A 13454-nucleotide genomic window follows, 5' to 3' on the forward strand; every position below is an offset into this window, starting at 1 on the left:
AGATGGATTTTGGGGGAATCACCGTGACAGCACCGGCAGTAGCTTTTTCGGAAGCAGATTGGGAAGGTGCCGCGAAGAAGCGGCTCGGCGAGCTGGACTGGAAGCCATTGGAAGGCCAAGCCATTGCACCGGGCAATGGGGAACGCGAGTCCTGGGCCGAGCTTCTGATCCGGCCCCGCCTGCTTGCCGCCCTCCAGCGGCTCAACCCAGCGGTTCCTGGAGAGTATTTGCAGCAGGCTCTGGGCGAAATCGCGTCACCCAAGTCGAACGACGCGCTGGCCGAGAATCAGCGCATCCACAACTGCCTCGTCGACGGCTACCGACTGACCTACATCGATTCCGACGGTAATGAAGCCAACCCGACCATACGGCTACTAAGCCAGTCACCGGACCAGAACGACTGGCTCGCCGTCAACCAGGTCACGCTCATCCAGGGTGACTACAAACGGCGATTCGACATGGTGCTCTACTGCAACGGCATGCCCGTCAGCATCATCGAACTCAAGAAGGCCGGCAGCGCGCACGCCGACCTCCCCGGCGCCCACGCCCAGCTCCAGACCTACCTCCGCGAGTTTCCCATGGCATTCCGCTTTTGCGTGTTCACGGTCGCCACCGACGGAATCCAGGCCAAGTACGGAACGCCGTTCACCCCCTTCAATCACTTCTCACCGTGGAACGTTGACGACGATGGCGTGCCCGTACCTCAGGGCTACATGGTGGACGGCGACGCGGTCACCGCACTCGACACCGCGCTGGACGGGCTCTACAACCAGGAACGCTTCCTGCAGCTGGTCCGCAACTTCACCGCGTTCGACCAGGGATCCGGCGGCTTGGCCAAGCGGATTGCCAAGCCGCACCAGTACTACGCCGTAACCAAGGCAGTGGCCAGCACCATCCAGGCGGTGGAAAGCAACGGCAAGGCCGGCGTCATCTGGCACACCCAGGGGTCTGGGAAGTCCATGGAGATGGAACTGTACGCGAACATGGTGGCCCGCCAGCCAAAGCTGAAGAACCCCACCGTTGTAGTCATCACCGACCGGAATGAACTGGACGGCCAGTTGTTTGAGGGCTTCGACCGCAGCCTGCTCCTCGCCGAGTCGCCGAAGCAGATCAAGAAGCGATCCGAGCTGCGGGACGAGTTGAGTAACCGGACCACGGGCGGCATCTACTTCACCACGCTGCAAAAGTTCAGCCGCAGCAAGTCCGAGAAGGACGCCGGCGCTGACCACCCGCTGCTGTCTGACCGCCGCAACATTATTGTGGTGGTCGACGAAGCTCACCGCTCGCACTACGACGACCTCGACGGGTACGCCCGGCACCTTCGCGACGCTCTTCCCCACGCCACGCTGATCGCATTCACCGGAACACCAATCTCTTTTGACGACCGGAACACGCAGGAGGTCTTCGGCGATTACGTCGACATCTACGACCTGTCCCGGGCTGTGGAAGACGGCGCAACAGTGCCCGTGTACTTCGAGCCCCGCCTGATCAAAGTGTCGCTTTCGGAAGGTGTCACGGAAGAGGACCTGGACATGTCAGCAGATGAACTGACACTGGGGCTCGACGACACGGAACGCGCACGCATTGAGGCGAGCGTCGCCGTCGTCAATGCTGTATATGGTGCGCCGGAACGCATCGCTGCCCTCGCCGAGGACTTGGTGACCCACTGGGAGAACCGGCGCGAACGGATGCTGAAATTCATTGAGGCGCCCGGCAAGGCAATGATCGTGGGCGGGACACGAGAGATTTGCGCGAACCTCTACTCGGCCATCGTGGCACTGCGACCCGATTGGCATTCGGACGACCTGTCCAAGGGCAGGATAAAGGTGGTCTACTCGGGTGACGCGACCGATGTGCCACCCGTGTCCGCCCATGTGCGTCGCGATTCGCTGAATGCCCAGGTGAAGGAGCGACTCAAGGACGTCGACGACGAGCTGGAGCTGGTGATCGTCAAGGACATGATGCTCACCGGCTACGACTCACCTCCGCTGCACACCCTATACCTGGACCGGCCGCTCAAGGGCGCGCTGCTGATGCAGACGCTTGCCCGCGTCAACCGCACGTTCCGCGGCAAGGAAGACGGCCTGCTGGTGGCGTACGCGCCCCTGGCCGAGAACCTTGCCAAGGCACTGAGCGAGTACACGCAGTCTGACCAGGCGAACAAGCCGGTGGGCAAGAACATCGAGGAGGCTCTGGGACTGACGGTTTCCCTGGTGGAGACCTTGCGCTCCCTGCTGGCGGGCTACGACTGGAAATCCGTGCTGATGAAGGGTGGGCCGAAGGCCTTCCTGAACGCCGTAACCGGAGCTGTCAGTTACCTGCGGAATCCTGCCACTCCCGGTAATCAGCCTCAGGACGGGGAAGAGTCACTTGCCGGGAATTACCGCAAGTTTTCCGGTCAGCTGTCGCGGGCGTGGGCACTGTGCTCTGGCTCGAACACTCTGGCCGAGCTGCGTCCTGAGATCCAGGTGTATGAGGAGATCCGCGTTTGGATGGCGAAGTACGACGCCGCGGACAGGCAGGCAAGCGGGGAACCGGTGCCGGAGGAGATCCAGCGGTTGCTGGGGAATCTAATCGCTTCCGCAACATCGTCCGGCGAAGTACTGGACATCTACGATGCCGCCGGCATGCCTAAGCCGTCGCTGGATGACCTGACGCCCGAGTTCATTGCCAAGACGCAGAGGGCGCGGAACCCGCAGCTGGCCATCGAAGCACTGCGGAAGCTGATTGCCGACGAATCTGCATCATCCACCCGGAACAACGTGATCCGGCAGCGGGCCTTCTCCGAACGGATCACCGAGCTGATGAGGAAGTACACGAACCAGCAGCTGACGTCCGCTGAGGTTATCGCTGAGCTGGTGGAGTTGGCGCGTGAGGTGGCGGCGGAAGGGAAACGCGGGGAGCAGTTCACGCCCCCGCTGAACTCGGACGAACTCGCGTTTTATGATGCCGTAGCCCAGAACGAGTCGGCCGTGGAGGTCCAGGGCGAAGGCGTTCTGGCCGACATTGCGCGGGAATTAGTCTCGGTGATGCGGCGCGATGTTCGTACTGACTGGACCGTGCGCGACGATGTGCGGGCGAAGCTTCGCTCCTCGATCAAGCGGCTTCTTGTGCGATTTGGGTACCCGCCGGATAAGCAGCCGGAGGCAATCAAGCTGGTCATGGAGCAGATGGAGTCTATGGCCCCGCGTTTCGCTGACGCCCGCATCTAGCACCTACATCTTTCTGCCAATGGGCAGCAAGCAACACATCACGAAAATGGGAAAACTATGTCGTCTTACGATCCGCCTACAAGCTACAGCAGCCCCGCCGTTCCTCCGGCCCCGGGGAGCGCTCCCCAAGTGAACGTCGGCAAAGGTAAAGGCCGGATTAGGAGATTTGCAGCGTCCGCAGGGCCGATCCAGCTGACGCGTGTCGTCTTGGGCGCAATCCTCGGATTGTTGTTCATCTTGACCTGGGTCGGCACCGGGCCTGCTGCTGTCGACGCCGGCAGCCCTTCCAAGTGGAAGTCCGACCTCGCCGCTGCAAGCGTCAAGAACGATGTCAATAACGGGGAAACAAAGGGAGCCCCGCAGCAGTCGGTGGTCAACGGTTGGTACGCCAACGATATTGCTGCTATCACAGCCACGCAGAACACCTATATCGCCGCCAGCTCCGCCCGGAACGGCACCCTCCTGACGCTGCTCGGCCTCGGATTTGCCGGCGAGCTGATCCTTCGAGGACTGGACCGTGCACGACTTTCGGCAGCAAATGCCGGGGCGCCACAAAGGACACACGTCCAATGATCAAGCGCATCGTGATCGTGCTGGTTGGCACGATCGTGCTGGGATTAGCCGTCGTGGGCGTATTGAATATGGCAGGGTTCAACCCGTTCCAGTCGCAACGGACCGACCGGAGCCAGCCTGCGTTACTGAAGTCCATCAAAGACATCAGCCAATATCACGCCGCTGTAGGTAACTTTGAAACGGTGCTGGACATCGAGGACAACGTAGCTGGCATCCCAACCCTCATTACCGGACGACGGACCCTGTTCGTTGCCGCCGGCACCGTCGACGCCTATGTCGATCTCTCTGGTTTCGGGGACAACGATCTGACACTGTCAGCCGACGGGAAGTCGGTGACTGTTCGGTTGCCCGAGCCACAGCTGGACAAGCCCAACTTAGACCACGAACGGTCCTATGTGTTCAGCCAGGACCGCGGCGTCTTGGACCGGATCGCCGACGCCGTGGAGGCGCCCAAACAGGCAGAGTTCTTCAAGCTAGCCGAGACGAAACTGGCCTCTGCAGCGGAGGAATCGAAACTGCGCCAACAGGCCGCCGAGAACACAAAGTCTATGTTGACGGGCATGTTCAGCTCCCTGAAAATCGAAGCCACTTTCCTCTGAAAGGAATGGCCCCGCTCGCCTTGGCGTGCGGGGCCATTCAATAGGCGGCAGCAGTTGGGTCCCGCATGTGGCGCTATGCGTCCGAGAGGGGCTGTGCGCCTGCGCCGCTAAGAGCTGGACCAAGCAGAGCGGTGCTGCCGTACATTATTTGGTACTGCTCGATTGTGGGGCGGGCAGCGCGTACATCCTCCTGCCCTGCGCCGGTTTACGACAGAGACGTGTTGCGTGTGGCCCGCTGGGCACGTCCACCAATACCTTCTTGTTCCTGGAACCACTTCCGCAGAAGCAAAGCCATTGCGATCGTGGTCCCAGTCGCGGACTAGTAACGGCTCGCGTGTTGCGAGGTCAGATACCCCAGGCTGCAGGATCTTCCCTGTCTCCACAGGGCACGTGAGTTTCGGGTACCTGCAGCGGTTTGAAATGCGCCGTTCGAATTCATGGCCACTGGGACAGACCCACCACACCTTCATGTCTGACCCGACCACGACCTGATCGGGGGTGAGTGTCCCATTACGGGCGTGGTTCCATTGTGCCGCGACATCCGGCCGCTTTGTAGCCAAGTCGTTAAAGCCGGCCAGCAAGACGCGGCCATCGCAAACGTTGCAACGTCCACCAGAGGCAACAAGGCGAAGGGGCGTCCTCACGAAGGAGTGCCCTCGAGGGCACCGCCAGTGGATACGGTCTTTCGCGTTTCCCGCAGTAATTTCTCGCGGTTCCTTTTTATTGCTGCTGCCGGGATCCCACAAACTTGCTAGCTGGGGGTGTGTCGTGGCGAGATCGTTTGTGCCTGGGAGCACTTTGCCAAATCCACAGTGGGGACAGCCGGTTCCCCGCAAGGCCCTTTGAGCGAACATCGCGTCGTAGTGGTGACCCTGCGGGCAAATCCAGTGGCCGACTTTATTGCTGCCCGTCGACACTGTCCACGGCGTTGCTTCGTGATCTGCTTCAAGATCCCACTCGTCAAGCAGCCAGGGCACTCTGTCAGCGAGCGAGTTATATCCTGGGAACACCTTACGACCGGAGCAAATCGAGCAGGCGGAATCGTAGGGACCATGGAAACTGTTCTTTGGAGGGTGCCGTCGGCTGACGTGTCCTTCCGGGCACAGGTATCGAGTAGTGACTCCCCTCTGCCGGTATCGGTCTTCCCACCATTGATGGTCGTCTCTATGCCGTGTTCGAAGGCAGTCCATGAAGGTGTGGAACGGTTGCAGAGGTGGGCCCGCACTGGCCTGCGCTTCCACAGGGTCAAGAAGGGGGCGGGGGTCTTCTGTGTTCCATTCACCTCCGAATCGACACCGCGCGGCGGCCGCTGTCCATCTGAGTATCAACCAGGCCTGGTCTATTCCAGCATCTGAGGCGGGATTTCCGGCCTCATGCATCCTGTGAGCGACTGCTTTGTACGCGTCACTGTAGGGTCGAGAGAAGTCACAGACTGCGTGAATGACGGCTGAATCAGTGATCGTCTCGAGAATTGCTGCCGCTGTGGGAAGGTCTGCCGGCTTTGGCTCACCATCACCATCGTTCCGCACTGCGGAAGCTGCTCGTCGCAGCACTTCCGTAATGATTGGCGTCAGCGTGATACTGCTTTGAATTCTCCCTGCCGCTTCGACGATGTCTTTGTCCACCGGTAGGGAGTGTTGCTGGGCCGGGGGCGGAACGACCCACGGTGGCGGTGCATTTCGGCCCTTCAACAATGTAGGTCCTGTCCATGTTTCGTGGACGGGACAGACGAGTTGTCCGCGATCTGGGTGGAGTGCGACGCTAGCCCCGTTGCTGCACTTTAGACATGCGTGCCAGACGATCCTCGTGGTGTTCCCGAGAAGTACCAGTCGATCGGCTAGGCTTCCCGCTGCTTTACGGCAGAGAGCTAATGCTTCGCGCTCTGCAATTTCCTGACTAACGCGGCTACGGGCAGGTAGGTTTCGGTTTTGTCTGTAGGTCGAAACGGCAAGGCGCCAGAGGTGCCCAGGGTGGGCGGCAGTGGCGGCATCTAACCGAGCCGCATAGCTTGCGACAGTTTCCCCGGGAAGAGGAACTGGTGTCATGGTCAGAGGCAGGTCGCCGGCTTCTTCAATGTCCAATGTGCGCTCCGCGCCGCATAGCGGATTTGAAGAGACTTTCCTCGGCAATTTCTGCCGCTTTATCCTTCGCAATTCCGAATGTAAGGACCTCGTCTTCGGGGTTTCGAAGATCTATGAGGTCCAGTGCCGCGCGGCTGACGAGCGAGTTGAGGGCACCTATTCGGCCGTTCGTAAGTGTGTGCAAATCAGCGCCTAGGGCCTTTAGCCCAAGTTGGTTTTCACCGAACAGGGGCATCGAGCTGACAAGGCTGCTGACGAGCATTTTCCAGCCCTTGGAACTCCGCTTCTCGTAGGAAACCATTTCCGCCACCCGGTATCGCTCTGCTATCTGTGCTCCTTCCGGTCCGTTAAGCAAGTTGGTGTTCTGCAGCCCGATTCCTATCAGGAGTATGGGGCAATCTATGTCATCGCCGAGTCGTCGGATAGCTGCACTGACCTTACGGGAATGCGCTCCGCCGTACTTGAGATTATGAACGTCATCTATCACGAGCAATTCTGTGCGGCAGTCGTTGATCGCATGCTGAACCATTCCCTCTAACCGTGCCTCGGTTTCGCGATGGCCGATCGGTAGCCCATAGAACTGGGCGATCATTCGATACAGCCCCAATGGTGTTCCGGTTGAGGGAAGGTTCACGTAGGCCACGGGCACCTCACCGCGTTCAACACAGCGAGGATCCTTATTCAGGCGTTGTGTGAGCAGGTCCAGCATCAGGATTCGGGCGACGGTTGTTTTGCCCGTGTATGAGTCTCCGGTCACGAGCACGCCATGACCGCCACCGCTGGCATACTGGTGTTCGCGCATCACCCTAGCGAGCACCCCCTGCACGTTCAGGTATGAGTCGTTTTTGACCATTACCCCACGAGTGATGATTCGCCGGCGCATGTCGTCAAATGCAATCTTTTGGAGCGAAGGCAGGGATAAGTATTCGTTAATGCTCACCGGGGTAGTACGCCTGCCATGATCTAGGAGCTCTTCTGTAAATCCGCGGTGGTTTTTGAGGTCCAGCCCGCTCCGCACACGGAGGGGGTATTCCATCATGTTCCCCACCCGTTCACACCCTCGAAGCCATCCAGGTCGTCGTCGTCGGTTTCGTCATCCTCCTGCTGGAGCTGTTCATTGACCGGGGATTCATAATCCTCCTGACCGCGTAGGCTGGCTATGTTAGGCGAGCTCCCCCGCTGTGCGTCTTGGATTCCACGTTCGAGGTCTCTGGCTGCCTGCTTCTTCCGCTGCCGTCTGAGCTCCTGTAGCGCATCTTCAAGGAAGTTCCTCGTGGTAGAAGCCTCAGTGAGTGCTGGATCCACGCCTCCATCATCGAGAATTTGAAGTGCGAGATCGCGGACCTCTTTTGAAAACGGCTTGTCGAGCCGGTCCTCTTTCCATTCGCAGGCGATGTAGTCCTGGGCGGCTGGGTCATAGACCCAGACAACCCTTGGATCTGCCGGCATGTAGTGAACTTCCCACTTTCCGTTCAGCTCAGTACCGGAGGTGCGTTGCCGGAGGTGGCCGAGGCCCGGAGCGTCGTACATCCGGTATTCAATCTGGACGCCGTCTTTTTGGATTGTTCGGGTAACAACAGGCAGGAGCCCGACGTAGTCTTTCCGGCTCAGCGGTTTGGGTACAAATCCGACATAGGGAAACATGGCCCTGTATTCGGCGTTGGGACTCAAGAGAGCACCACCGCCCAGACGCGGGTCGCGTAGCCCATCCGTGGGTGTGTTCTGCCAGTAATGGACAAGCCACCTGTCCAGTAACCAGGCAAATTCCCCTAGCGTCAACAAGTCTTTCCTGTTTGGTTTCTTGTCACCCCCACTTGAGATGGAACCGCCAGTGAACCCTGGCAAATGCGCCAGGAACATGGTTTTCAGAGTCCCGAACAAGCGCTCTGCAATTCCCTTATCCGTGGGGGAATACGGTGCTGCCCTGACGAGGGTGATGCCTAACTGCCGGCACGTCGCGTCTACGACGTTGGAACGATAGTCGCGTCCGTTATCGGTCATAATGAGCCGCGGCCGGATCAGCGGGAGCATTCCGTCAAACCGGTCGCGCTCTTCGGCGTCGAACATCTGGACCCAGGGCAGGTCCCGGCGCTCCGTTTCCCACCGGTTCTTTAACTCCTCTGGCAAGTCGTAGCGTGGACGCGGCGTCATCGCCTGTGCGATCATGAAGGCAAGATCCGCACCGCATATATCCTTTGCTAGCGCGAAGGCGCTTACTGTTCGGGTTGCCTGGTCACTCATCATGGACAGATCGGGTCTTTGAACCGAGCCGTCCGGAAAGATGAGCATTATGTCAGGGCGTGTGGAATCTACCTGCATGCGGGATCCTGGCATTAGCGCCGGATGGGCCCGATACATCCAGTTCGGGGCGTTGGCTGCTGAGCGGCGGTTTGCGGCATCGCCATCCAAATACATCCCATGGGAGAGTTCGTCCAGGATTTGCTTCAATCGCCGGTCCCCCGGAATGCTGAAGTCTCTCTCATCCAGTTTCTGGACGCGCGCTCGGACCATATCGACGCGCTGCTTCTTACTCACCCTTGGCCGGTGCACAAGTTCCTTATTGACACGTCGACAGACTTCCAGCACTTCCGGGGCGATTCCATCAGTCACTCTGTGATTACCTGTTTTGCGTCCGTCAATAAGGCCAGCCGGACCATCCTGCAAATATGCTGTCGCGCGGCGGAATAGCGTTGAACGAGACACAGCCACCATCTTGGCCAGCTGGGGATCGCGTGACTTCAATTGCTCGCCCAGAGCTTTTAACTCGGCGGCTTTGACACCAGCTCTGGACCAAATCGAAGAACCTAAGCCGTAGCCTTCGCGGTAGCCTTCTGCCCCTGCCGGTTTACCTAGAGCAACTTCCTCGATGTCGGCAAGGCTGCGGTCGATGTCCCTAAGAATCTCGCTTCCGTTGCGGCTAAGTCCCAATGCGGCTGTATTCAGCTTTGTTATCCCTTGGCTTAGGCGGTCGCTGGGCGGGTTTTCGAGGCCCACTCTGCCGATGGACGCGATCAATCTTTCGTCCGCGCCAGCGTCGTAAAGGCCTAGGACACTTCCGGCGATGTCAGTGATTTCCCACTGTCGTTTCAGATACGTCACCACGTCGCCGATACGAAAAATGTTCATTTCTTACCTTCTCCATCTCCTGCAATAACCATGAGACCGGGGTATAAGGGGCCTTGCTCGAGCGGCACAACTCGTCGGTGGAACATCATGTTCGATAGCAGCGCGTAGCCAATGCCCAGCCCCTCACGGGGGTCCAGACGAAACGCCGCTTCCTCCATCGTCCGCGGTACCGCCAAGAAATCAGCAAGCTCAATCGCCAGAGCTGGGTCCGGAATGTACTCCTCGTATCGGAAAGCGCACATCCATTCGAGGTTGTCCCTCTGCCACCCTTGGCAGCCGTGCATAACGCAGTATCGCCAATTCTGACTAGCGCAGGCTTTTTCAGTAAGGACGGCGGCATGGACGAATCTGTCGTGAGTGGCAAATTCCAGAGGCTTGACGTCTACAATCAAGGTCGTTCCATCGCGCAGCCGTGCGGCGAAATCAGGGTAATGAATCGTCCGGTCGCCGAACACAAGGCCGAAGGGTTGCGCAGCGACGCGCACGACCTCTCCCCCGTGATCCAGCTCCATCAAGCAGGCGAGTTCGGTCAGTGACTCGAACATGACCATGTTGCGATCGTCGCCGAAAGGATATAGCCCAGGATAGTTGCGCCTGTGGGGAAACTCGCTACTCCTTCGGCACGGTTCAAAGGTGACCGGATCCAAGTCGCGGGCGGGTTCATTCAGAAACCACCACTTGCGCCTCCCGCCCATTCCCTTAGTGATTAACAAAGGATGGGGCGTGTCGTTGACGACATCAGCGTACGGATTGTTGTGAAGGATCGGCACTTTTTTGATCGTTCTCTTGATCCGTCTTCTTGTCCTAAGCGGAGGACGGAAGACGCAGTGTTTAGATTTAGCCGTTTCACAAAGTCGTAGACCACGAGCTTCGTCTGGCATATGTGAATTGAGCTGACACTTGGCGAAGGCCAAGGGAAGTTAGGCTAATCCCGCGTGAAATAGGGCCATAGCTGCAAACCACTAAGCGAGGACTCTTGACGGTCCAGGCAGCGCAAAAATCAGGTTCTTCAATAAAGCTACGCCTTCCGCACCAATTTGCAAGAGCATTAGAAATATTTTTGCCTGCGAATCAGATGTCTATGCGTAAAGGAAATAGAAGTATTAGAAGAAATAGAAGTATTAAGATTCCGAGCATGGAAACCTGTCAGCTGCGTATGCTGGCTATATGCCTGATACTCATCCCCTAGCGCTCTTCGGGGACTGGCACGGGGCTTCCGGTTGGGCTCTGACAGCCATTCGTTCAGCAGCACGCGAAGGCGTTCGCACGGCTGTGCACGTAGGAGACTTCGGGCTCGACTGGCCGGGCGCAAAGCGGGGGCGTTACGAGGCAAAACTCAACAAGTACCTGATGGACTTGGGGATCACGCTCGTCGTCTCCGGTGGGAACCACGACAACTGGGACACGCTTGAGAAGCTCGTCGTCGAAGATGACGGCTTGGCAACTATTCGATCAAACATCCGGGTACTACCCCGCGGCGGCAGAACCATCATCGACGGCCTTGTCATCGGCGGCTTGGGCGGCGCGTTCAGCGTCGACTACGAGTACAGAGTCGAGGGGAAGGATTGGTGGCCTAACGAGGAACCCACCCGTCAGGAAGCTGAAGCCCTCATCGCCGAGGGCCCCGTCGACATCCTGATAACCCACGATGCACCTGCAGGCGTTCCGCTGAAGGGAGACTTTCAACTCAGCGCAGAACTAACTGAGAAGGCGAACAGAACCCGCGGGCTCCTGAGAGAAGTAGTCGATGCGCTGGCCGTGCCTCATCTGTTTTGCGGTCACTGGCATCAGCGGCGCATTCACGAACTGCGCCATCCCAATGGAACGGTCACGAGGGTCGACGTACTCAATATGGAAAACTCACGTCACGGTAACGGAGTTCTCGTTTGGCCTGGCAAGCCTCCGCTTCGGATTGAACCGCTCGAAATCAGGGACCTGCAGGTACCTGCTTCTTCGCGATAACTGACCTAAAGTAGCTGCATGGACGCGGCCGAGTGGGCGCACGAACTGGCCTATTCATTGCGTGCTGGCCCAGGAACACCTTCCTTACTGACAATCGCTACGTGTGTCGGCCCCGCTGCCAGCAGGGAAGTTATAGCAACGGCCAAACGAGTAGTCGGGGAGGCCGGATGGCCGATCTATGAGCTCGTCGCTCGCGAGGTAGCCCCTGATCCGTCACTTCTGCGCGAAAGCGGCTTCCTAATCCTTCGGGACGTTCGCCAACCGTTAGCCCCAGCCGTGCCGGTTCTCATTGGCGCACACCAACTAAATATCAGTCGTGGCCTGCCAGTCGGTCTCCTAATCGTCGGGTCTCCAGCGGGAATTAAGGGCCTGCGGAGACATCCCGGATTAGGCTTTCTCAGCCGCGCCGAGTGGGTAGTACAGAACTAGCGTAGGACCAGCCTTCGGTAAACTCAGCCGAATTGTCCTCGGTACTACGCAACTCCCAGGCATCATGTCCAGGCACGGCCTTCACGACGTCGCTGGCCCCAAGAGTCATGTCTGAGGCCGCGGCTACACTCTCACCATGGTGCAAGAGCTACGCAATGACGATGCGGGCCGCTACCTTGTGACCACTGCGACGGGCAGCCAGTATCTGCTGGATCTGACCAACAGGACAGTGCAACGGGTTATGGCCGCGACCGCTCCACTCGTCGAGTATTTGGATGTGGGGTTCTCGCAGCTTCGCCGCGATGGAGAGTCCCTGGAGCTGCTCCTGCTTGAGTCTTGCACCGTAGGTTGGCCCGCCCGGTACTGGCTCCAAATCCGCGACGACCACGTTGTTACTCTCAGAACCACCTCCCCCGTAGTGGACATCGTCTGTCTAGACCCACTGGATGCGTGACCTGTGGGGCCTCACCGAGACGTACGCTACACGTCGCATCGCGACTGTTGCTACCTCTGATTTGGGTGGCAAACATTGCCTCGTTTCGCCCGCGTCAGGCTCCTCGCCTCGGTGGTCATATCGCGGCAATCTGTCGGCCTTGCTCCCGAAGCGCGCTTTCCTATGGCAAAAGTCCGACAGATCGCTCAGAGCAGGGCGGCGGAAGCGACCACCGACGATCCGCCGAGACGTCTGATCCAGATTCGAACAACCCGACTACAGCTGCCGCCGGCATTCGTGGCGTTATCGCTACCAATATGAAATGGCTGCCGTCACATCGCTATGACAGCTAATGTCCGGATCAACACGGTGAGCGGGCCGCCAGGAACGGACTGGCCGCGGCACCAGAAAACCGACGACCAGGAGGAACGGGTCCTGGGCGTGTGGCTGCACATCCAACGCGCCGATTACCGGGCCTGAGAGCTCACCGCAGACAAGGAGAAGCAACTCAACAAGTCCTTTCTTGGCTGGCGGCGCGGCCCCGTGCGGCGGGACGCGAACATCGTCTCGATTCATGTCCATTCGATCTAGGTGTTACCGGCCAGTAGTGTTGTGAAAGAAGGCCCGCGAGCCCCCACTGCGGGCTTTCGTCTTTTCTTGGTCGACGTCTCAGCAAGACAGCAGGAAGCTGGAGAGCTGTTTTTGGAAGGAATTGCCCCGGGGCTACTCCGGTTTAGGAGCTTTGGGACACTGTGATTTCCCACCCGCGCCCCCTGGCCAAGGCCGGTGACAGATCCGGCTTCCCTCCCGGGTGTTAGCTGCACCAGGGCACGGGCCAGTGGATTCACCAACGTTTTCTCGACCGCTGACCTAACCCCCGGCCGCCGAAGTCCGGGTCGCCCACCGCGGACTCCGTGACGGTTCGGTCCACGGCAGGCTGTACCGAGAGGCTGACCGAACCGTGATCTCCACACTGCCGACAAACACAGCGCAGTGGTTGCCGTGGAACTCGTGGCCCCCACCGCCGGAGACAGGGTCG

At 59.1% G+C, this 13454-nt stretch carries 9 protein-coding genes; 5 read left to right on the top strand and 4 right to left on the bottom strand.

The window, feature by feature from the left end:
• Positions 1–2 precede the first annotated feature (2 nt).
• The 3 genes from FBY36_RS19880 to FBY36_RS19890 all read left to right on the top strand — a co-directional run bounded on the left by FBY36_RS19880 (position 3) and on the right by FBY36_RS19890 (position 4384).
• On the top strand, positions 3–3212 hold the full coding sequence (locus tag FBY36_RS19880; RefSeq protein ID WP_142122226.1) for a type I restriction endonuclease subunit R: 3210 nt from the start codon (positions 3–5) through the stop codon (positions 3210–3212).
• Between the two features lie 207 nt (positions 3213–3419).
• Entirely contained in the window at positions 3420–3785 is a 366-nt protein-coding gene (locus FBY36_RS19885; RefSeq protein WP_142122228.1) for a hypothetical protein, read from the top strand.
• Entirely contained in the window at positions 3782–4384 is a 603-nt protein-coding gene (locus tag FBY36_RS19890) for a DUF4230 domain-containing protein (protein WP_142122230.1), read from the top strand. The genes FBY36_RS19885 and FBY36_RS19890 overlap by 4 nt, the downstream gene beginning before the upstream one ends.
• Positions 4385–4491: 107 nt before the next feature.
• Here the strand turns inward: FBY36_RS19890 and FBY36_RS21205 are convergent, their stop codons facing one another.
• The 4 genes from FBY36_RS21205 to FBY36_RS19910 form a co-directional block, all read right to left on the bottom strand.
• Positions 4492–6429, bottom strand: coding sequence for a zinc-ribbon domain-containing protein (locus FBY36_RS21205; RefSeq protein ID WP_442858266.1), 1938 nt, complete (start codon positions 6427–6429; stop codon positions 4492–4494).
• A 25-nt stretch (positions 6430–6454) separates the two neighbouring features.
• The gene (locus FBY36_RS19900; protein WP_160141916.1) at positions 6455–7405 is read right to left on the bottom strand and encodes a TniB family NTP-binding protein; all 951 of its coding nucleotides are present in this window, start codon (positions 7403–7405) and stop codon (positions 6455–6457) included.
• Positions 7406–7500: 95 nt separating this feature from the next.
• Positions 7501–9591 (bottom strand): Mu transposase C-terminal domain-containing protein, encoded by a 2091-nt coding sequence (locus FBY36_RS19905; protein WP_142122237.1) that lies wholly within the window; start codon positions 9589–9591, stop codon positions 7501–7503.
• Positions 9588–10361, bottom strand: a complete 774-nt coding sequence (locus FBY36_RS19910; protein WP_142122239.1) for a hypothetical protein — start codon at positions 10359–10361, stop codon at positions 9588–9590. The genes FBY36_RS19905 and FBY36_RS19910 overlap by 4 nt, the downstream gene beginning before the upstream one ends.
• Positions 10362–10758: 397 nt before the next feature.
• On the opposite strand from FBY36_RS19910, the gene FBY36_RS19915 reads away from it, so the two are divergent.
• Entirely contained in the window at positions 10759–11553 is a 795-nt protein-coding gene (locus FBY36_RS19915; protein ID WP_142122241.1) for a metallophosphoesterase family protein, read from the top strand.
• A 1204-nt stretch (positions 11554–12757) separates the two neighbouring features.
• Positions 12758–12895, top strand: a complete 138-nt coding sequence (locus FBY36_RS20620) for a hypothetical protein (RefSeq protein WP_160141917.1) — start codon at positions 12758–12760, stop codon at positions 12893–12895.
• The last annotated feature ends 559 nt before the right edge of the window (positions 12896–13454 follow it).

It is taken from the genome of Arthrobacter sp. SLBN-122 (assembly GCF_006715165.1).
Classification (GTDB): Bacteria; Actinomycetota; Actinomycetes; order Actinomycetales; family Micrococcaceae; genus Arthrobacter.

What these genes read in the sequence shown, in the direction of transcription:
- FBY36_RS20620 (WP_160141917.1), top strand. Translation starts at nt 12,758, where the DNA reads ATGACAGCTAATGTCCGGATCAACACGGTGAGCGGGCCGCCAGGAACG.
- FBY36_RS19880 (WP_142122226.1), top strand. Translation starts at nt 3, where the DNA reads ATGGATTTTGGGGGAATCACCGTGACAGCACCGGCAGTAGCTTTTTCG.
- FBY36_RS21205 (WP_442858266.1), bottom strand. Translation starts at nt 6,429, where the DNA reads ATGACACCAGTTCCTCTTCCCGGGGAAACTGTCGCAAGCTATGCGGCT.
- FBY36_RS19905 (WP_142122237.1), bottom strand. Translation starts at nt 9,591, where the DNA reads ATGAACATTTTTCGTATCGGCGACGTGGTGACGTATCTGAAACGACAG.
- FBY36_RS19915 (WP_142122241.1), top strand. Translation starts at nt 10,759, where the DNA reads ATGCCTGATACTCATCCCCTAGCGCTCTTCGGGGACTGGCACGGGGCT.
- FBY36_RS19890 (WP_142122230.1), top strand. Translation starts at nt 3,782, where the DNA reads ATGATCAAGCGCATCGTGATCGTGCTGGTTGGCACGATCGTGCTGGGA.